The following is a 19,340-nucleotide window of genomic DNA, read 5'->3' as shown; positions in this document are numbered from 1 at the left end:
GGTCGGTCGGGGCGCTCCCTCTAGGCCTGCACACCGTACTCGCTTGGTGACCTCCGTCCGGCATGGTGCCCCCTTAAGGGGATGAAATGGGGACTGTGCAGCGGGCGTCACACTGTGGTATCAGACACATCGCCGCTCGCGTGGGGCGATCGAGTCCTCGGGGCCGAGTGATCGGCACCCGATTGATCGACCATCGTTATGAGGTCGTTATTGGGCCGTGACCTAAAGTGGACGGCGAGCATGGGATCGGCGGCTTCTGCCGTCGTGCCACCTCGCGCATCCTCACGATCAACAGGCTCAGGTCACCCGGCTGACCCTCGGTTCTGGGGGCATGCCGGCTGACAAGCCTTCGGTCCGAAGGCTCGCCAGTCCGCGTCGCCGCCGCGAGAAGGGCTCTGGCGCGTCGTTCGGTTGCTCCCCATCTGTGAGAGAGGTGGACGATGGCCGGTCCTCGCATGCCCCGCCGAGCCGTCCTCGCCGGCGCGCTCGTCCAAGGTCTCGGTGCCGTGTCGGGTGTCGTCGCCCCGGTCGCCCACGCATCGAGCCGTGACGGCATCCGGTGGCCGGCAGGCCAGGAGCTTCCGACGTTCGCCCGCCCGCGGCGGCTTCACGCGCTGTTCATGGCCAGCGACACTCCGGCTGACCTCCAGATCCTGATCACTACGTTGCAGGGCTTGGTCAACCGAACGCGGCCGCAGATCTACGTCGTTCGTGGCGAGCCAAGCGAGGGCGCACGGACCTGGCTCCGCGACTCGACCGTGCCGTACAAGGAGTACACCGATCCGTGGAAGCTCCTGCGCGTGTTCGCGGGCCGCGCCTCGGGCGTCGTCGTCTACGACCCACAGGTGGTCGAGACCATCAATGTCGCCACCACGCTCGCTGGTCTGCGCGATGGCGTCGTAGCCAGTCCGGAGCTCGCGACGACGCTCGCCAAGCCGCCCTACCGCATGCGTGTCCTCGAGGACTTCCGCGGAAGGTTCTCCAGCAACCTCGAGGCGACCCGGTGGCAGCTCACCCACCTGTTCCCCATGACCAACCACCGCGTCGTCCTTGGGGTCAACCCCGGGACGCCCCGCCGCTGCCGCCGGACAACTGGAAGAGCTTCGTGGAGATCGTGCGCGAGGAGCGCCCGATCCGCGACGCGTCGAACCGACAGATCTACGAACTGGACTTGTCCGCGTTCGCGGGCAGCGGCAAGCTGTTCTTGCGGATGCAGGACTCCCAACCGTCGGACGGCTGGGGTGGTGCCGTGCACCACGTCGTCCTCACCGTCGACGGGGAGACGGTCGCCGACTTCCGAGCCGGCGAGGAGGCCGAGCGGAAGGCTCTCTTCGATCACGGCGGGGCGGGCTTCAAACCCCAGCGTCCGAATGAGGACTCCCATCGCTTCGCCGACGGCAGCTCCTACTTCATCTACGAGTTCGACGTCCCCACCAGCGCGCGCGAGATCGTCGCGTCGATCGACATGTTCAACCAGTTCCTGGTGTCCGCGTCGCAAACCCCGCCTGCCGTGTCGTCCGACGACCGTGTTCCGGCGTCACTGCCGTTGCGCGACTACGCCGTCGCGCTCAAGGCGATGCCGTTCTGGATGCAGTCCACCGAAAGTCCCGAGGAGGCGGACCTCATGCGGCAGATCTTCGCCGCGCACGAGAGAGGGACGCCGTACCTCGGCTGGTTCCCGGACGAGTTCGCGGGGGTGCGACTCGCCTCCAGTGAGGGCGTGTACGTGCTGGCGGCGGACTTCCTCGAGAACGCGACCGTCCACGGCGGCCTACGGGCGCGGATCGAGCCTCAGCGGCCGGCGAGCCCGCCGCCGTTGGCGAACAAGATCTACCTCACCTTCACGTTCGCCGAAGGCGACAACGTCCAGTACGACCAGCATCGCCTCCGACAGATCTGGGACGACCCCAACCGTGGTGTGGTGCCGCTCAACTGGTCGGTGAGTCCGCTGCTCGTCGACCTCGCGCCGCTCATCATCGGCCACTACCTGCGCACCGCCACGCCGAACGACCTGCTCGTCGCGGGGCCGTCGGGCGCGGGCTACTTCTATCCGTCCTCCTGGCCCCAGGACCACCTGCCGACGTTCCTGGCACAGAACAAGCCGTACCTCGACAAGCTCGGGATCCGCGTCGTCTACGCCCTCGACGACATCCCCGCTCTCGAGGAGGCGTCGGCGAGGGCCTACGTCGAGCAGCTCAAGATCGACGGCATCGTCTACAACATGTGGGCCCAGCGCAGCCAGACCACCATCCTGGCCGGCACGCTGCCTGTCTCGACCCAGATCGCGCACACCGACCGCACCGAGATCCTCGCTCGGATCCGGGCGAACGCCGAGGAGAGCTTCGACGGGACCGCGCCTGTCTTCATCGCGGTCGGCGTCCCTTCGTGGAACCTCGGGCCGACCGACGTGGTCTGGATCATGGAGCAGCTCGGTGAGGAATTCGTCGCGGTTCGCGGCGACCAGTACTTCGCCCCGGTGCGGGAGGCCCACGGCATCTCGGCGTAGACAACCGCGACGGACGGCGTGGGTGCGGGCACTCCGTGCGAGCCGAACCCGCACCCACGCCGTGCCCGGCGCTTCGAGCGCTACCGCTACGACAGCGGCTCGGGATGGGCCAGGGCCGAGCGCAGGAAGTCCAGCTCCAACAGGAGCAGGTTCTCGGCGACCACCTCCTGAGGCGTCATGTGCGTGACCCCGGTCAACGGCAAGACCTGGTGGGGACGCCCCGCCGCGAGCAGCGCCGAGGACAGCCGCAGAGTGTGGGCCGCCACCACGTTGTCGTCGGCCAGTCCGTGGATGAGCAACAACGGCCGGCGCAGCTGGCTGGCCCGACCGAGGAGGCTGTTGCGCTCGTAAACCTCCGGTTGCTCGGCCGGATGGCCGAGGTAGCGCTCGGTGTACGCGGTGTCATACAGCCGCCAGTCGGTCACCGGGGCACCGGCCACGGCGGCGTGGAAGACGTCCGGCCGCTCGAGCACCGCCAGCGCGGCGAGGTAGCCGCCGTAGGACCAGCCGCGAATGGCCACCCGTCCCGGATCCACGTCGTCCGGGTAGCGGTCGACGATCTCGTGGACCACCTCCACCTGGTCCTCGAGGGTGCTGACGAAGTCGTTCCGGACCTGCCGTTCCCAGGCCGGCCCGCGGTTCGGCGTCCCCCGTCCGTCCGCGACCACGACACAGAAGCCCTGGTCGGCCAGCCACTGGCTGGCGAGGAACGCGGCGCGGGCGGAACGGACCCGCAGCGCGTGCGGACCACCGTAGGGATCGAGCAGCAAGGGGAGGCGACGGGAGCCGGGGGTGTGGTCGCGGGGGAACAGCACCGCCGCGCGCAGCCGGCGCGGACCCAGCTGGAGCAGGGTGACCGCCGGGGTGAGCGGCGGGGTCTGCTGCCGGGACTCGATCTGGCCGACCTCGTCGCCCCCACGGAGCACCCGCGTGCGGACGCCGTCGTGCTGGAGCGACTGGGAGACGAGGAGGACGAGGTCGCCGGCGGCCCGTCCGCTGTGGACACCGGGGTCGTCGGTCAGGTGGGTGATCGTGCCGTCGGGAGCCACCCTGACCACGTGCTGCTCGGTGGGCTCGGTGGTGGCGGCGACCAGGACGCCGCGCTCGTCGACGTCGAGGATCGCGCCGACCTGGAGTCCCGGCGGCGTCACCGGCGTGCCGTCGAAGGCCAGCCGCCGGGTGTCGGTGTCGTCCACGGTCGTCACGAGCCGACCGTCCGGCAGCCAGGTCGGAACGCCGGGGATCAGCTCGACCCACGCGGCATCGGTGATCTCGCGGACGAGGGACGTGCTGCCGGTCTCCGGGTCGACGGTGAGGACGTGTGCGGTCCGCTGGTCCCGGGTCAGCACGTAGAGGAGCGGCGGTCCGTCCGACGTCCACGTCACCTCCGCGAGGTAGGGGAAGCGGTCACGGTCCCACTCCACCTCGCGGCGGTTTCCTTCGAGGTCGACCAGCCACAGCGACACCGCCGCGTTCGCCGTGCCCGCCGCCGGGTAGCGCACGGGGACAGGCGACCGCTCCGGATGCGCCGGATCGGCGAGGTGCCAGCGCTCCACGGGCGCCTCGTCGTACCGCTCGACCAGCAACCGCGACCCGTCCGGTGCCCACCAGAAGCCTCGGGTGCGGCTCAGCTCCTCCGCGGCGATGAACTCCGCCAGGCCCCACACGACAGTCTCGGCGTCGGGTTCGACCAGGGCGCGCTCCTGCGCCGACTCCTCACCCAAGGTGACGAGACGGAGGGCGCTTTGGGACGCATACGCGACGTGCCGACCCGTGGGGTCGGGTCGGGGATCCACCACCGGCCCGACCGCCGGAAGCTCCTGGACGCGCCCGTCGACCAGGTCGGCGAGCCAGAGGCGGGACGAGAACGCGAACGTCGCGATGCGAACCTGCGCGTCACAGGCGTACCCGACGATGCCACCGGCCCCCTCTCGCGCGCGCTCCCGACGAGCGCGCTCTTCGGGGGAGAGCACCTCCATGCCGGTGTCGAGGAGCGTGGTCGGGCTGGCCACGCGACGCTCGGTGGCGGACGCCACGTCGTAGACCCACAGCTCGGTGCGCCGGTCGGTCCCGGATGGTGCGCGCAGGAACGCGATCCGGCTCCCGTCGGGGGCGAGGGAGAAGTTCCGTGGTGCCCCCAACGTGAAGCGCAAGGTACGGGCCGACAGTCGTGGGAAGGTCGGCGGCGGGGCGTTCCCCGGCGCCTGCTCAGCTCGGGAGTCCTCGTAGGTCACGGTGGTCGATCCTCGCACGCCGCGACGGCGCGCGCGTCGTCGTGCGGGACGCGTTCGCCCTCCGCGCTCGTCCAGCTTCGGCACAGGGCGTCCCGAGAGGGCCGGGAGGCCCCGCCGGGCCCCCGAGGGCCTCGACGTCGGATGTCCGGCGTCGGCCGGCTCTGGACGCGGTCCGGCGGGCGCGCCGTCTGACCGCCATCGTGGGGTGGGGAATCCGTAGGGTGGTGGCATGCCTGCGGACCGGAGGATGCTGCTCGTTCACGCCCACCCCGACGACGAGTCCATCGGGAACGGCGCCACCATGGCCAAGTATGTCGCCGAAGGAGCGCAGGTGACGCTCGTGACCTGCACGCGCGGCGAGGAAGGTGAGATCCTCGTTCCGGAGCTCGCCCACCTGGCCTCCGACCGCGACGACGGGTTGGGGGAGTACCGCGAGAAGGAGCTCGCCGACGCCTTGGCCGAGCTCGGGGTGACCGACCAACGCTGGCTGGGCGGGGCCGGGCGCTATCGCGACTCCGGGATGATGGGCACGCCCGCGAACGAGCGCCCCGAGTGTTTCTGGCGCGCCGACCTGCGGGAGGCCGCCGACCACCTGGTGGCGGTCATCCGTGAGGTGCGCCCTCAGGTGCTCGTCACGTACGACGACTTCGGCGGCTACGGGCACCCCGACCACATCCAGGCCCATCGGGTGGCGACCTACGCCCAGGCGCTCGCCGGCGCGCCGTCCTACCGGCGGGACCTGGGCGAGCCCTGGGACGTTCCGAAGGTGTACTGGTCCGCTGTGCCCGAGTCCCTCTACCGCGAAGGGCTGCGTCGACTGCGCGACGCCGACGACACGGTGACCTTCGAGCGCCTGGATCCGGACGGAGAGCTGCCCCGAACCTTCGTGCCGGACGAGCTCATCACCACCTGGATCGACGCCACCGCCTACACCGAGCGCAAGGCGGCGGCGATGCGAGCGCACGCCACGCAGATCACCGTCCACAGCCCGTTCTTCGCGCTGTCCAACAACATCGGCAACCACATCTGGGGGACGGAGTGCTACCGCCTGGTGCGCGGCACCCCGGTCCGTGACCCTGAGACCGGCGTCGAGACGGACCTCTTCGCTGGTGTCGCCTGACCGCCCATGTCGCGCGTGGTGCGAGCGCTCGGCGTCCTGGCACTCGTCCTGCTGGGCGCGTGCGTCGGGGCGCTCGGGATCGTCGTGTCGCGCATGACGGCCGACGTGGCCGCCGTCCCGGTGCCGTACGGTTTCGTCCTGGCCGTGGCCGCGGTGGCCGCGCTCGTCGCGGAGGGGCGTCGCGCTCTCGGCGTCGCCGGGGCGCTGGGGGCCGCCCTCGGCTGGAGCGTGCCCGTGGTGCTCGCGATGGGACAGCGGCCTGAGGGGGACGTCGTGCTGGCCGGTGACGGCTACGGCGTCGGCTACGTGGTGCTGGGTCTCGTGGCCGTGGTCTGGAACGTTGCCCGTGGCCTCGCCTCGGCCGGCCCGAGCGACACCTAGCGGGGCGTGATCCGGGCGGCGGTAGGGTTCCGGAGCATGTCCACCGGTGCCGATGCAGCGTCACCGAGGGGGGCGTCACCGAGGGGGGCGTCACCGAGGAGGGCGTCACCGAGGGGGCCTGACGCCCAGGCGTCACCAACGTGGCAGCCCGTCGACGAGCAGAGCTACCGCACCGCTCTTCGACGCCTCGCCAGCGGTGTCACGGTGGTGACCACCCGTCACGGCGACGTCGACCACGCGATGACGGCGAGCGCCGTGACGTCCGTCTCCCTGCGTCCGCCGCTCGTCCTGGTCTGTGTGGAGAAGGTGGCGCGCTTCCACGGCGCGGTGCTGGCGACCGGCGTGTGGGGGGTGTCGATCCTGTCCGCGGATGCCGCTCGCGTAGCGTCACATCTGGCGCACCGGGGGCGTCCGATCCACGGCCAGCTCGACGGCGCTGACGTCCACCGCGGCAGAACGGGGGTGCCGTTGCTGGGGCGCTCGCTCGCCTGGCTCGAGTGCCGCACGTGGGCCGTCTACGACGGCGGTGACCACTCGATCGTGGTCGGCGAGGTCGTCGAGGCTCGGATTCGCGGCGAGGGCGGTGGACCGGCTGACGAGGGCCAGTCAGGGACGGGGACCTCGACCAGCGTGAGCCCGTTGGTCTACGTCAACGCCGCGTACCACACGGTGAGGCGGCTCGGTGATCTCGGCGATTGATCGCGCCGCCATCAATTCTGCATCACGAATAGGAAACAATCTGGCCCTTTGTCCTGAATGTAGACGTCGTGTGGGGCCTGACGAATGCTCTAGGCTCCTCGCCGAATGCTGCGAACGCCCTGGTCGGCGAATGTTCCGACCAACGCCTCTACGCTTGGTGAGTTCGCTCGGCCGGACCTACCCGCGCGGATTAGCGATACGCGGAGGAGCTTGTGTACCAATCGGGGGACCCGACCCAGCCCATACCTGCGGTGCGCGACCGGCGCACCGGACGGATCGTGGCGGCCGCGGCCGGCGCGGTCATGCTCGTCTTGCTCGGTGCCTACGTGCTGACGGCGTACTCGCTGGGTAACCGAGTGCCACGCGGCACCACGGTCGCGGGCGTCCCGGTGGGAGGTCTGTCCCCCGAGGCGGCGGAGGCGCGGCTGCGGCGTGACCTGCTGCCACGGGCCGACAAGCCGCTCACGTTGACCGCCGCCGGCGCGACCTTCTCGGTCCGACCGGAAGAAGCCGGTCTGAGCCTCGACGTGGCGGCCACGGTCGAGTCCGCGCAGGCGCCGCGCAGCTTCAATCCGGTCACCATGGTCCGGACGATCGTGGGCGGCGAGGAGGTCGACCCCGTCGTGGTGGTCGACGAGCGTCGCCTGCAGAAGACGCTGCAGTCGGTGGCCAGCAAGGTCGACAAGGACGCCGTCGAGGGCGCCATCACGTTCGAGAACGGGGAGCCACGGATCACCAAGCCCAAGCCCGGGCGGGAGCTTGATCGCGAGGCGGCCGCGGACCGGATCGAGGCGGAGTTCCTGCGCTCCGACCGTCCCATCGCGCTGCCTGTCCGACAGGTTCGCCCCGCCGTCAGCACCGAGGACCTGCGGCAGGCGCTGGGGGAGTTCGCCGAGCCGGCGATGTCGGCTCCGGTGACGGTGCGAGTCGACGACGAGTCGTTCGAAGCCACTCCGGAAGAGATCGGCTCCGCGCTCAGCATGCGGGTGGAGAACGGGGAGCTGGCACCGAAGCTCGACGCGAGGTCGCTGGCGAAGGCGCTCTCCGATCGGCTGGCCGAGGTCGAGGTGGAGCCGAGGGACGCCTCGATCGTCATGTCGGGAGGTCGGCCGACGGTCCGCCCGAGTCGGCCCGGACGCACCGTGCCGCCCGAAGGTCTCGCCAAGGCCGTGCTCGGAGCGCTGCAGAAGTCCGGGGACGAGCGGGTCGCCGTCGTCGAGACCGTGACCAAGCAGCCGAAGCTCACCACCGAGAAGCTCGAAGGCCTCGGCGTCAAGGAGGTGGTGGGTGAGTTCACCACCTACTACCCGCACGCCGAGTACCGCAACGTCAACATCGGCCGGGCGGCGGAGCTCATCAACGGCACCCTCGTCCTCCCCGGTGAGACCTTCAGCTTCAACAAGACGGTGGGCGAGCGCACGCGGGAGAACGGCTTCACCGACGGTCTGGTGATCAAGGGTGGGCGCCTCCGCGAGGAGCTTGGCGGCGGCGTGTCCCAGGTGGCCACCACGACCTACAACGCGGCCTTCTTCGCGGGCATGGACGACGTGGAGCACCGGCCGCACGGGTTCTACATCGACCGCTACCCCGTCGGTCGGGAGGCGACCGTCTACTGGGGCTCCCTCGATTTGAGGTGGCGCAACAACACGCCGTACGCGGTCTACGTGCAGGCCTGGCGGGAGCGGAGCAGCCCCGGCACGCGCGGGTCGGTCACGGTGCGGCTGTGGAGCACCAAGTACTGGGAGGTGCGCACCCGGACCTCGGACCGCTACAACGTCCGCCCGCCGAAGCGCTACTACGACCCGAAGCCCGGCTGCGTCGCGCAGTCCGGTGTGCCTGGCTTCGAGGTCGACGTCTACCGCTGGCTCTACCGAAACGGCAAGCGGGTGCGCTCCGAGGTGGACCACGTGGTCTACAAGCCGGAGGACACCATCATCTGCAGCGCCCCTCCGTCACCGGGGTCGTAACGTTCCCCGCGCGAGCGTGAGGCGCGCGGAAGTCAGTCCACCGACTCCCCGCCGGTCTGGCCGGGCGCCGACTCCTCGGGTGGGGCCGGTCGCCGGCGGCGGGGGGCGGGTGGAGGCGGCACCGGCTTGCCGGCGACCACGTCCTCCTCCGCGACCTGGACGAGGTGACCGTCACGCCGCCGGATGGTGAGCACGCCGGCGGTCCACGATTCCAGGACCCCTAGGACGTCGCCGTAGACGGGACGACCCTCCTCGACGCCGAGCCTGCGTCGGACGACGACACGGCGGCCGACGTCGGCCGGTGAGAGTGGCACGGAAAGGACCCTTCGTTGCGGTGTCGTACGCGGTGGCGGCGATACTAGGGGAGGTCAGCTCGACAGAGGAGGAACCGGTGACCTACGTCATCGCGCAGCCGTGCGTGGATCTGAAGGACCGGGCATGTGTGGACGAGTGCCCCGTGGACTGCATCTACGAGGGCGCCCGCATGCTCTACATCCACCCGGACGAATGTGTCGACTGCGGTGCGTGTGAGCCGGTCTGCCCCGTAGAGGCCATCTTCTACGAGGACGACGTTCCAGAGCAGTGGAAGGACTACTACACCGCCAACGTCGAGTTCTTCGACGACCTCGGCTCCCCTGGCGGCGCGTCGAAGACGGGTGTGATCAACAAGGACCACCCGCTGATCGCCGCGCTGCCGCCGCAGAACACCGAGGGCTGAGCGCGGGACGGTCCGACCCACGGGAGGTCGGCCTGTCCGCCGACGGCCGAGCCGCCCGAGGCCGACCGCGCGGCGGAGACCGAGGTCCATGACGAGGAGAGGAGGAGCGTGCGAGGCCGACTGCCCGATTTCCCCTGGGACCTGCTCCGTCCTGACAAGGAACGCGCGGCGGCTCATCCAGGTGGTTTGGTCGACCTGTCGGTCGGTACCCCCGTCGATCCCACGCCCGAGGTCGTGAAGCGGGCGCTGTGCGAGGCCTCGAACGCTCCTGGTTATCCGACGACCCACGGAACGTCGCAGCTGCGCCAGGCCGTCGTCGACTATCTGCGTCGACGCTTCGGGGTCACCGGTGTCGCGGAGGACGCTGTCCTCCCCACGATCGGCTCGAAGGAGTTCGTCGCCTGGCTCCCGACGACCCTCGGCTTGGGGCCGGGCGATGTGGTGGTCGTGCCGGAAACGGCCTACCCGACGTATGCGGTGGGAGGGCTGCTCGCTGGCTGCGAGGTCGTCCCCTCCGACTCCACGCTCGCGCTCGGGCCGCGTCGGGTCCGGCTGGTGTGGCTGAACTCACCCTCCAATCCCACGGGCCGGATCCTTCCCCCTGAGCACCTGGCGAAGGTCGTCGCGTGGGCTCGGGAGCGTCGCGCGCTCGTCGTCTCGGACGAGTGCTACCTGGAGTTCGGCTGGGACGCCACGCCGGTCTCGGTCCTCCACCCGGATGTCTGTGGCGGAGATCACGAGGGCATTCTGGCCGTGCACTCGTTGTCGAAGCGGTCCAACCTCGCGGGCTACCGGGCCGGTTTCGTCACAGGCGATCCGAAGGTCATCGAGACGCTGCTGGAGGTGCGCAAGCACGCCGGGATGATGGTGCCGAGTCCGGTCCAGCAGGCGATGATCGCCGCCCTGCGCGACGACACGCACGTGGACGAGCAGCGGGCTCGGTACGCGGAGCGTCGTGCCGTGCTGCGGCGCGCCTTCGAGGCGGCAGGCTTCCGGATCGACCACTCGGAGGGGTCGCTGTACTTGTGGGCGACCCGCGACGAGCCGTGTTGGGACTCCGTGCGGTGGTGCGCCGACCGGGGCGTTCTCGTCACGCCTGGCGACTTCTACGGCGAGGCGGGCGCCCGGCATGTCCGGGTGGCGTTCACCGCGACCGACGAGCGGGTGGCCGCGGCGGCCGAACGCCTGGAGGCGGGATGAGACCTGGCCGGGCCGGCGTGGGTGAGCCGGTCCGGCGCGAAGCGAGGTGATCGCGACCGAGGTGACGGGTGCCGAACGGGTGACCAGGAACGGGGGCGAATGGAAGCACAGGGTGGGCTCGACCGCCCGGACCCGACAGGTAGGAGAGGGAGGATGCTGAACCACGAGCCGGAGCCCTACCGGGCTGGCTCGCGACGTGAGGCGCCGGGGAAAGCCCGAACCTCGACGGTGTTCGCCCAGGGCCCGCGCGGGCCCTTCGACCCCCAGCAGCGGGTAGGACGGAGGACTGGAGCGTGACGGACGTACATTTCACGCTGAGGCACGCTAACGGGGAGCTCGAGCTCCCGGTTGTCACCGCGACCGAGGGCCCATCCGGGATCGACATCTCGTCGCTGCTCAAGGCCACTGGGTATGTCACGCTCGACCCCGGTTACGTCAATACCGGAGCCTGTACGTCGGCCATCACCTACATCGATGGTGAGGCCGGCATTTTGCGCTATCGGGGATATCCGATTGGCGAGCTGGCCGAGAAGAGCAACTTCCTCGAAGTCTCCTATCTGTTGATCTACGGCAGCCTGCCGACCCGTTCGCAGTACGAGGAGTTCGCGGACCGGATCCGTCGACACACCCTGCTGGACGAGAACCTCAAGCGTTTCTTCGACGGGTTCCCGCGTGACGCGCACCCGATGGCGGTGTTGTCGGCGGCGGTCAGCGCGCTGTCGACCTTCTACCAGGACAGCCTCGACCCGCTCGACCCGGAGGCTGTCGAGATCTCCATGGTCCGGCTGCTGGCCAAGCTCCCCACGATCGCCGCGTACGCCTACAAGAAGACGGTCGGACAGCCGTTCCTGTACCCCGACAACTCTCTCGGCTACGTCGAGAACTTCCTCCGCATGACGTTCGGGCTCCCCGCCGAGCCGTACGTCGTCGATCCGGTGGTCGCGCAAGCGCTCGACTTGTTGTTCATCCTCCACGCCGACCACGAGCAGAACTGCTCGACGTCCACCGTGCGTCTCGTCGGCTCCAGCCAGGCCAACTTGTTCGCGTCCATCTCGGCCGGTATCCACGCGCTGTCCGGGCCGCTGCACGGTGGCGCGAACGCCGCGGTCCTGGAGATGCTCGAGCGCATCAAGGCCGAGGGCGGCAATGTGACCGAGTTCGTCGAGCGGGTGAAACGGAAAGAGAAGGGTGTCCGGCTCATGGGCTTCGGACACCGCGTCTACAAGAACTACGACCCGCGGGCGGCCATCATCAAGCGCACCGCCGACGACCTGCTCGCTCGGCTCGGCAAGTCCGATGAGCTCCTCGACATCGCGAAGGAGCTGGAGGAGGTCGCCCTCAACGACGACTACTTCATCGAGCGGAAGCTCTATCCGAACGTCGACTTCTACACCGGCCTGATCTACCGCGCGATGGGCTTCCCCACGAAGATGTTCACGGTGCTCTTCGCGCTCGGCCGCCTCCCCGGCTGGATCGCCCAGTGGCGTGAGATGGTCAACGACCCGATGACCAAGATCGGCCGGCCGCGCCAGGTGTACGTCGGCGAGCCGGAGCGGTCGTACGTGCCGATCGACGAGCGTTGAGGCTCGACGCTTGGCCGAGTGGTCAGGGCCTGGCTGAGCGGTCAGGCGTACTCCGGCCCCTGGGGGATCAGGGAGTCGGCCGGTTCGACGAGTGCCGCCAGTCGGTGCAGCCGGTCCAGCCGCCGGCGTAGCACGCCGAGCCAGAACAGCCCCGTCGCCCCGACGAGGGCGTAGCCGACGAACTGTGCCGCGGTGAAGAGGTGGACCTGGGCATCGGTGGGCCGCGGCAGGTAGCCGAGTCCGAAGAGGCGGCCCTGCCACGGGGTGTCGGTCACGAGCAGGGTGAAGACCACCGCGATGTTGTGGGTGGCGTCCCACAGCGTGTGCAGGGCTGACACCCCGAGGAAGGTCAGGACGAGCTCAGGTCCCACCCGAGGCGATGTCCGGCCGCGCATGACGGGGAGGAGGACCGCGCCCATGATCGCGGTCCACAAGGCGTGGCTGGTGGGCTCGATGACCCCGCGGAGCAGCTCGGTCTCGACGACCTCGCGGAGGGAGAGGCCGGTGACGGTGAAGACCGCGTTGAGCCCGTAGCCGACGGACTGGCACGCGGCGAAGCCGAAGCCGACCGTGGCGCCGAGGACGAGGCCGTCCCAGAGCGTGCGCTGCACGAGGGCACGGGCGAGGTGGAGCAGGATCGCCGCCTTGGCGGCCTCCTCGAGGATCGCCACACCCGCGTACAGCAGGGGCGACGGGGTGAGGAAGTAGGCCTCGAGCGTCGCGGCGGACACCGTGCCGAGGATCCCGCCGAGCAGGAACCCTCGGATGAGGATCTCCGGCGTGAGCTCCCCCTGGTCCTCGCGTCGACAGGCCCAGGCCACGAACGTCACCGGGAACAGGAAGCCGCCGACGAGGATGATCACCGGCAGCAGGTTGGCGTTCCCTGTCGCGAGGGTCAGGGCGGTGGCCAGCCCCCACAGTGTGGTGCCGCCGAGCAGGATCCGTCCCCAGCCGTGGCTGCGGAGCCTTCGCACGTAATCCAGCGTGGTCGCGTCGCTTCGGTCGTCCGCGCCGGCGGCCTCCGCGGTGACGTCGCTCATGCTTCGCGTTCTCTCCCGGCTCCACCCGTCTCATGCACTGCTCCGCCCATCGATGCCTTCCTCGAGGCCTTCCCGAGGGTGCATGCCCTCGCCTACGGGGCGCGAGGCGTCGGCTCACGGGGCGTGGCGCCCCACATCGCTGACGCTGGGCTGATGTGCCAGGCACGGCCGGGCTGGGTACGTGAGCGTGAGCAGTGGGGGGAGCGACGTCATGTCCACGAGCGCGAGGTCTGCGAACGCCATATCGATCAGCGACCCGGCGTCGACGAGTCACCCAGGGGCGAGTGACACAACGTCGGTGGTCGCCCCAGGGGAGCGTGATGTCCCAGGGGCGCCCGATACCGGAGCGTCGAACAGTGAGACAGCGGCGACTGGTGAGGCGGCCGCCACCAATGGGACAGCGGCGACCGGTGAGGCGGCGGCGAGGGACACCGAGTCGACCCTTGACCCGGCCGCTGGCCCAGCGCTGGCCAGGGACCCAGTGCCAACTAGTGACCCAGTGCCAACTAGTGACCCAGTGCCAACTAGTGACCCAGTGCCAACTAGTGACTCAGCGCCAACTCGTGACCCAGCGCCGGCCGACGACGCGGTGTCCCCCGTGGGCACGGGCTCGACCGATGGAACAGGGTCGACAGATGGAACAGGGCCGTCCAACGACACCGTGTCGAGGGATGACGCCGCTCTCACCGATGACACCGCTCTCACCGATGGCGCAGCGTCCACCGATGACCTAAAGCCCACCGATGACATAGGGGCGACCAGCGACGCGGCGTCCCCGAAGACGTCGGGGTCGGCTGACCGTGCCGCGGACGGGCGGGGTGCCGACGACCAGGCCGTCGCCGTTGAGACACACCGTGGCGATCTCGTACCGAACGGCGCTGTGGTGCCCGACGCGGGGCTCACCACGACGCTCGACGACGAGCTCGACGACGAGCTCGTCGTCCTGGCCGTTCCGTGGGGTCTCCCGTTCTGCCTCGGCGTGCTGAGTCTCGGGTTCGGGGCGGCGGTCCTCACCTCGAGCCGGCGAGGCCTCCTGTTCTTCGCCCTCCTCGTCGGTGCGTGGTTGTTCACCACCGGGGCGACCCGCGTCACCGCCGCCATCGTGGCTCGGGAGACCAGCACCGTGGTGGAGCTGACGTACTCCGCACTGGTGGGTTCCCTCGCGCTGGTCGCCGGCGTGCTCAGCCTCCGAGGCCTGGTGACGGACGTCGTCCTGGTCATGGGGACCCTCGCCATCGCGTGGCTGCTGGCCGGCTTCGCCGACTTGATGCTGGCAGCAGCGGGCTTGCTGGGCAGTGGCTGGCTCGCGGTCTCGGGCGTCCTCGGGCTGGCGGTCGGTGTGGGTTCCTCCTCCTGCCCGACGACTTGATGAGTGTCGCCGTCCCGCTCGCGGGAACCACGGCCCTCTTCGCGGGCGTCGTCTGGGTCGTGGTGGCGCTCGGCGCACGGTCGTCCTCTCGCCGCGCTCAGCACTGGTACCGCTCGTCGATGGGTGTGTCGACCCCACCCCCGACACGTGTGCCCGACGGGTGGGCGTGAGGCTCAGCGCCTCTCGTCGAAGGCGATGAGGACCCGGTTCGATGGCGCGTTCTCGCCGTCGTGCCAGCCCTCGGACGAGTCCTCCAGCGACCACACGCGTCCGTCGTAGGAGACCTCCGTGACGCCGTACCGCTTGGCGTAGGCGACGGCCCACTGCGCGACTGCCCACCCGGTCGACGAGGAGGGCGGGTCGACCTCGACGACGGCCGTCGCCTCGTCGCCTCGTCCCAGACCTGCGGCACGGGTGTCGGCGTCGCGACGAACCCTGGCCGGACCCGCCCGGTCGCCGAACGCCTTGGTCAGCTCGGCACGCAACCCGTCCGGACGCGCGGCCCGCGGCTCGTCATCCCGCAACGCACAGAAGAACCCGCCGGGGGAGTACCCGGTCAGGGACGAGGCGAGCGCCCGCGCGCCCGGCTCATGCTGGGCGTAGGCGCTGCCGTCAGCGGAGATCTGGACCTTCTGAGCCGCGTCCGCGATCTCCATCTCCGTGTAGCCGTCGACCTTCGCGAGCGCCGTGTAGAAGGTCGTCGTCGAGTAGTAGGGATCGAGGATCTGCTCCGGGGAGCCCCAACCCTGGCTCGGTCGCTGCTGGAAGAGGCCCAGGGAGTCGAGGTGGCCGTAGTCGATGTTGCGCATCCCCGACTCCTGGAACGCCGTCGCGAGGGCGATGGTCGCGGCCCGAGGTGGCATCCCGAGACGGATCGACAGGGCGGAGATGAGCGCGGCGTTCTCCGCCTCCTCGACCGTCAGCCGCACCGTCGCGCCACCCGCCGACGCCGAGCAGTGCTCCTTGAGCGGCTGGCGGAGGATGAGCTCGCTCGCGACGACCGAGCCCACGACGACAAGACCACCGGCGATGAGCGCGATGAGCAGGTAGCCAAGGATCTTGCGGATCATCAGTTGTGGGCGTGCAGTGCCGTATTCAGCTGGATGGTCGTGCCCCCTCGTGGGATCGCCTCCAGCGCACCGGTCATGCTGTTCCGTCGGAAGAGCAGGCCGGGGGTGCCGGACAGTTCGACTGCCTTGACGATCTCACCGCCGCGCAGCCGAACCTTCGCGCCGGCGGTGACGTAGCACCCCGCCTCGACGATGCAGTCGTCGCCGAGCGAGATGCCGATGCCGGCGTTCGCGCCGATCAGGCACCGCTTGCCTACCGAGATCACCTGAGTGCCGCCGCCGGAGAGGGTGCCCATGATCGAGGCGCCGCCGCCGATGTCGGACCCCTCGTCGACGATGACGCCGGCGGAGATCCGACCCTCGACCATCGAGGCACCGAGCGTCCCGGCGTTGAAGTTGACGAACCCCTCGTGCATGACCGTCGTGCCTTCCGCCAGGTGAGCGCCGAGGCGCACACGGTCGGCGTCCGCGATCCTCACCCCGGTCGGGACGACGTAGTCGACCATCCGCGGGAACTTGTCGACGCCGTGGACGGTGACCTCGCGTCCCGCGGCGCGGAGCCGGAGGCGAGTCACCTCGAACCCCTCGGGGTCGCACGGGCCGAGGCTGGTCCACACCACGTTGGGCAGCACCTTGAAGATCCCGTCGAGGTTGGCCTCGCGCGGGCGGATGATCCGATGGGACAAAAGGTGCAACCGCAGGTAGGCGTCGGGCACGTCGGCGGGCGGCTCGTCGAGTGAGTCGACGACCGTCCGGACGACGGTCCGACGGACCCGTCGCAGCTCGTCGTCACCCTCGAGCGCCCGAAGCTCGGCCGGTGGATCGTCGTTGTCGGCCGTGGGTCGGCCCAGCTTCGGATCCGGATACCAGGTGTCGAGGATCTTGCCCTCGAACGTGGTCGTGGCGATTCCAAAGCCCCAGGCGCCAGGTGCGTCGCTCATGGATCTCAGCCTGCCAGACCAGGTCGACGGCCGTGGCGGGGGTCCACGAACATCGGTCCGTCCTCCAGCCGCTCGTCGTGGGCGTCCGGTGACCGCCGTGATCGGCCGTCACGGGTCGTCCGCCGGACCCTGATCGGTCGCCCTGATCGGACACCGCGGTCCACCACCGCGGTCGGGCGCGCGATCAGGCACCAAGATCGGACACGAGCGCCGCTCGCCGCCGGATCGGTGGAAGGATGCCGGCCACGCAGGGGGAGGAGGGCCGCTTCCCAATGCCGACGAGGACAACGCCGAGGGACGAGGGTGGCGGACCCCTGTACGACGCGACCTGAGGGGCCTTCCCAGCGAAGGGCCTCTGATGAAGGGCCTCTCGCGAAGGGCCTCCGACGAAAGGATGGTGCGCATGGCGTCCTTGTCGATCCTGTTCATCGGCGGCACCGGCATCATCAGCTCCGCCTGTGCCGCTCGCGCGCTCGAGGCGGGACACGACCTCACCGTCCTCACCCGCGGTCGGACCTCCCTACGGCCGCTCCCCGAGGGCGCCAGAGTCCTGCGAGCCGACGTTCGCGACGTCGACGCTGCGCGGTCGGCGCTCGGCGGCCGCGAGTACGACGTGGTCGTCGACTTCGTGGCGTATACGCCCGACCACGTACGAGCCGACATCGAGCTTTTCGCCGGCCGGGTCGGCCAGTACGTCTTCATCAGCTCGGCCTCGGCCTACCAGAAGCCTCCGGAGCGGCTGCCCATCGTGGAGTCCACTCCGCTGCGCAACCCGTACTGGGCATACTCCCGGGACAAGATCGCCTGCGAGGAGGTGCTCGTCGCGGCCTATCGCGACAGCGGCTTCCCGGCCACGATCGTGCGACCGTCGCACACCTACGACCGAACGTCCGTCCCGCTGACCGGCGGCTGGACCGCCGTGGACCGCATGCGGCGCGGCTTGCCCGTGGTCGTGCACGGTGACGGCACCTCGCTGTGGACGCTGACGCACCACACCGACTTCGCGAAGGCCTTCGTCGGCCTTCTCGGCCGTCCCCAGGCGATCGGTGACAGCTTCCACATCACCTCCGACGAGGTGCTGACCTGGAACCAGATCTACGCCGCGATGGCGTCCGCTGCCGGGGTGGAGCCGCGCCTGGTCCACGTCGCCTCGGAGACGATCGCCGCGGCCGAGCCTCGCCTCGCCGGCCCGCTCCTGGGCGACAAGGCGCACTCGGTGATCTTCGACAACACGAAGGTGAAGGCGCTCGTACCGGATTACGTGGCGACGGTGCCGTTCAGCCAAGGCGCGCGCGAGATCGTCGAGTGGTACGACGCCCACCCGGAGCACAAGGTGGTCGACGAGCGGACCGACGCCCTCTTCGACAAGCTCGTCGCCGCGGCGGGACGAGGCTCGCCCTGACCGCGCCGTCGAGGACTGGCAGACTGCCGCCATGGCCAGCCTCGACATCCACGCCGACGTCGCCACGTTGACCGCCGCGCTCATCGATGTGGAGTCGGTGAGCGGGAACGAGGCCGAGCTCGCCGACGCGGTGGAAGCCGCGCTGCGCACCCTCCCTCACCTGACGACCTGGCGCTTTGGCAACACGGTGGTGGCCCGGACCGAGCTGGCCCGATCGGAACGGGTCGTGCTCGCCGGGCACCTCGACACCGTGCCGCCTGCGGGCAACCTGCCGTCGCGTCGCGTGGGCGATCGTGTCTACGGCCTCGGTGCGTGCGACATGAAGGGTGGGGTGGCGGTGGCGCTCCGGCTGGCCGCGACGGTCACCGAACCCGTCCGGGACGTGACGTACGTCTTCTACGACTGCGAGGAGATCGAGGCGGAGCGGAACGGACTGGGCCGGCTCTCGCGGGAGCACCCCGACCTGCTCGCCGCTGACTTCGCCGTCTTGATGGAACCGTCCGCGGCCCATGTCGAGGGCGGCTGTCAGGGCACGTTGCGCGCCGACGTCATCGTGCGCGGCAAGCGGGCTCACAGCGCGCGGGCCTGGATGGGGGAGAACGCCGTCCACAAGGCGGCCGACGTGCTCAACCGGTTGACCAGCTACGAGCCGCGACAGGTACCGGTCGACGGGTTGGTCTATCGGGAGGGCCTCAACGCGGTCGGGATCAGCGGTGGGGTCGCGGGGAACGTGATCCCCGACGAGTGCCGAGTGACGATCAACTACCGCTTCGCACCGGACCGGTCGCCGGACGAGGCCTTCGAACACGTGCGGTCGCTCATGCACGGGTACGAGGTGGAACTGCGCGACAGCGCCCCCGCCGCGGCTCCGGGTCTGCACCGACCCGCGGCCGCCGCGTTCGTGGCGGCCGTCGGTGGGGAGCCGAGGCCGAAGTTCGGCTGGACGGACGTCGCGCGGTTCGCTGAGCTGGGTGTTCCGGCGGTCAACTACGGGCCCGGCGAGCCCCAGCTCGCTCACACCCCGGATGAGTACGTCGACGTCGACGAGCTGTACCAGTGTGAGGAGCGACTGCGCGGCTGGCTGGCTGGCTAGTCGACGACGCCACGCTC

16 protein-coding genes and 1 pseudogene are annotated in these 19,340 nt (G+C 70.0%); 12 read left to right on the top strand and 5 right to left on the bottom strand.

The features are described from left to right. Positions 1–440: 440 nt before the first annotated feature. Positions 441–965: pseudogene (locus DFJ64_RS19830) on the top strand (GxGYxYP domain-containing protein); the annotation flags it as partial. A gap of 140 nt (positions 966–1,105) precedes the next feature. Continuing rightward, the gene (locus DFJ64_RS04760; protein ID WP_115849346.1) at positions 1,106–2,506 is read left to right on the top strand and encodes a GxGYxYP domain-containing protein; all 1,401 of its coding nucleotides are present in this window, start codon (positions 1,106–1,108) and stop codon (positions 2,504–2,506) included. 86 nt (positions 2,507–2,592) lie between these two features. Here the strand turns inward: DFJ64_RS04760 and DFJ64_RS04755 are convergent, their stop codons facing one another. Then, on the bottom strand, positions 2,593–4,740 hold the full coding sequence (locus DFJ64_RS04755) for a S9 family peptidase (RefSeq protein ID WP_245940947.1): 2,148 nt from the start codon (positions 4,738–4,740) through the stop codon (positions 2,593–2,595). Positions 4,741–4,969: 229 nt separating this feature from the next. On the opposite strand from DFJ64_RS04755, the gene mshB reads away from it, so the two are divergent. The 4 genes from mshB to DFJ64_RS04735 all read left to right on the top strand — a co-directional run bounded on the left by mshB (position 4,970) and on the right by DFJ64_RS04735 (position 8,907). After that, positions 4,970–5,860 carry an N-acetyl-1-D-myo-inositol-2-amino-2-deoxy-alpha-D-glucopyranoside deacetylase gene (mshB, locus tag DFJ64_RS04750; RefSeq protein ID WP_115849344.1) on the top strand — a complete coding sequence of 297 codons (891 nt, stop codon included), beginning with the start codon at positions 4,970–4,972 and terminating at the stop codon, positions 5,858–5,860. Between the two features lie 6 nt (positions 5,861–5,866). Continuing rightward, positions 5,867–6,241 (top strand): DUF6113 family protein, encoded by a 375-nt coding sequence (locus DFJ64_RS19370; protein WP_170152494.1) that lies wholly within the window; start codon positions 5,867–5,869, stop codon positions 6,239–6,241. A 36-nt stretch (positions 6,242–6,277) separates the two neighbouring features. Continuing rightward, positions 6,278–6,940: a flavin reductase family protein gene (locus tag DFJ64_RS04740; RefSeq protein ID WP_115851827.1), complete on the top strand. Its 663-nt coding sequence runs from the start codon at positions 6,278–6,280 to the stop codon at positions 6,938–6,940. Positions 6,941–7,191: 251 nt separating this feature from the next. Then, on the top strand, positions 7,192–8,907 hold the full coding sequence (locus DFJ64_RS04735) for a VanW family protein (RefSeq protein WP_115849342.1): 1,716 nt from the start codon (positions 7,192–7,194) through the stop codon (positions 8,905–8,907). Between the two features lie 32 nt (positions 8,908–8,939). Here the strand turns inward: DFJ64_RS04735 and DFJ64_RS04730 are convergent, their stop codons facing one another. Continuing rightward, on the bottom strand, positions 8,940–9,221 hold the full coding sequence (locus DFJ64_RS04730; RefSeq protein WP_115849341.1) for a putative acetyltransferase: 282 nt from the start codon (positions 9,219–9,221) through the stop codon (positions 8,940–8,942). Positions 9,222–9,298: 77 nt separating this feature from the next. Here DFJ64_RS04730 and fdxA point away from each other — a divergent pair, with 77 nt between their 5' ends. The 3 genes from fdxA to DFJ64_RS04715 all read left to right on the top strand — a co-directional run bounded on the left by fdxA (position 9,299) and on the right by DFJ64_RS04715 (position 12,408). Beyond that, positions 9,299–9,625, top strand: coding sequence for a ferredoxin (fdxA, locus tag DFJ64_RS04725; protein ID WP_115851826.1), 327 nt, complete (start codon positions 9,299–9,301; stop codon positions 9,623–9,625). 108 nt (positions 9,626–9,733) lie between these two features. Next, positions 9,734–10,825, top strand: a complete 1,092-nt coding sequence (gene dapC / locus DFJ64_RS04720) for a succinyldiaminopimelate transaminase (RefSeq protein WP_115849340.1) — start codon at positions 9,734–9,736, stop codon at positions 10,823–10,825. 293 nt (positions 10,826–11,118) lie between these two features. Next, positions 11,119–12,408 (top strand): citrate synthase, encoded by a 1,290-nt coding sequence (locus DFJ64_RS04715; protein WP_115849339.1) that lies wholly within the window; start codon positions 11,119–11,121, stop codon positions 12,406–12,408. Between the two features lie 41 nt (positions 12,409–12,449). Here the strand turns inward: DFJ64_RS04715 and DFJ64_RS04710 are convergent, their stop codons facing one another. Beyond that, the gene (locus DFJ64_RS04710) at positions 12,450–13,448 is read right to left on the bottom strand and encodes a PrsW family intramembrane metalloprotease (RefSeq protein WP_115849338.1); all 999 of its coding nucleotides are present in this window, start codon (positions 13,446–13,448) and stop codon (positions 12,450–12,452) included. 883 nt (positions 13,449–14,331) lie between these two features. On the opposite strand from DFJ64_RS04710, the gene DFJ64_RS19365 reads away from it, so the two are divergent. Then, positions 14,332–14,817 carry a hypothetical protein gene (locus DFJ64_RS19365; protein WP_170152493.1) on the top strand — a complete coding sequence of 162 codons (486 nt, stop codon included), beginning with the start codon at positions 14,332–14,334 and terminating at the stop codon, positions 14,815–14,817. 173 nt (positions 14,818–14,990) lie between these two features. On the opposite strand, the gene DFJ64_RS04700 is transcribed toward DFJ64_RS19365, so the two are convergent. Further along, positions 14,991–15,887, bottom strand: coding sequence for a VldE C-terminal domain-containing protein (locus DFJ64_RS04700; protein WP_115849336.1), 897 nt, complete (start codon positions 15,885–15,887; stop codon positions 14,991–14,993). After that, positions 15,887–16,828 (bottom strand): 2,3,4,5-tetrahydropyridine-2,6-dicarboxylate N-succinyltransferase, encoded by a 942-nt coding sequence (gene dapD / locus DFJ64_RS04695; RefSeq protein ID WP_115849335.1) that lies wholly within the window; start codon positions 16,826–16,828, stop codon positions 15,887–15,889. Before dapD ends, DFJ64_RS04700 begins: the two co-directional genes overlap by 1 nt. A 403-nt stretch (positions 16,829–17,231) precedes the next feature. Here dapD and DFJ64_RS04690 point away from each other — a divergent pair, with 403 nt between their 5' ends. Both DFJ64_RS04690 and dapE read left to right on the top strand, forming a co-directional pair. Beyond that, positions 17,232–18,230 (top strand): SDR family oxidoreductase, encoded by a 999-nt coding sequence (locus tag DFJ64_RS04690; RefSeq protein ID WP_115851825.1) that lies wholly within the window; start codon positions 17,232–17,234, stop codon positions 18,228–18,230. Between the two features lie 31 nt (positions 18,231–18,261). Continuing rightward, positions 18,262–19,323 carry a succinyl-diaminopimelate desuccinylase gene (gene dapE / locus DFJ64_RS04685; protein WP_115849334.1) on the top strand — a complete coding sequence of 354 codons (1,062 nt, stop codon included), beginning with the start codon at positions 18,262–18,264 and terminating at the stop codon, positions 19,321–19,323. Positions 19,324–19,340 lie beyond the last annotated feature (17 nt).

This window comes from Thermasporomyces composti (assembly GCF_003386795.1).
Classification (GTDB): Bacteria; Actinomycetota; Actinomycetes; order Propionibacteriales; family Actinopolymorphaceae; genus Thermasporomyces; species Thermasporomyces composti.
The sequence above is the reverse complement of the archived record's forward strand: the minus strand, read 5'-3'. Positions and strand labels throughout refer to the sequence as shown.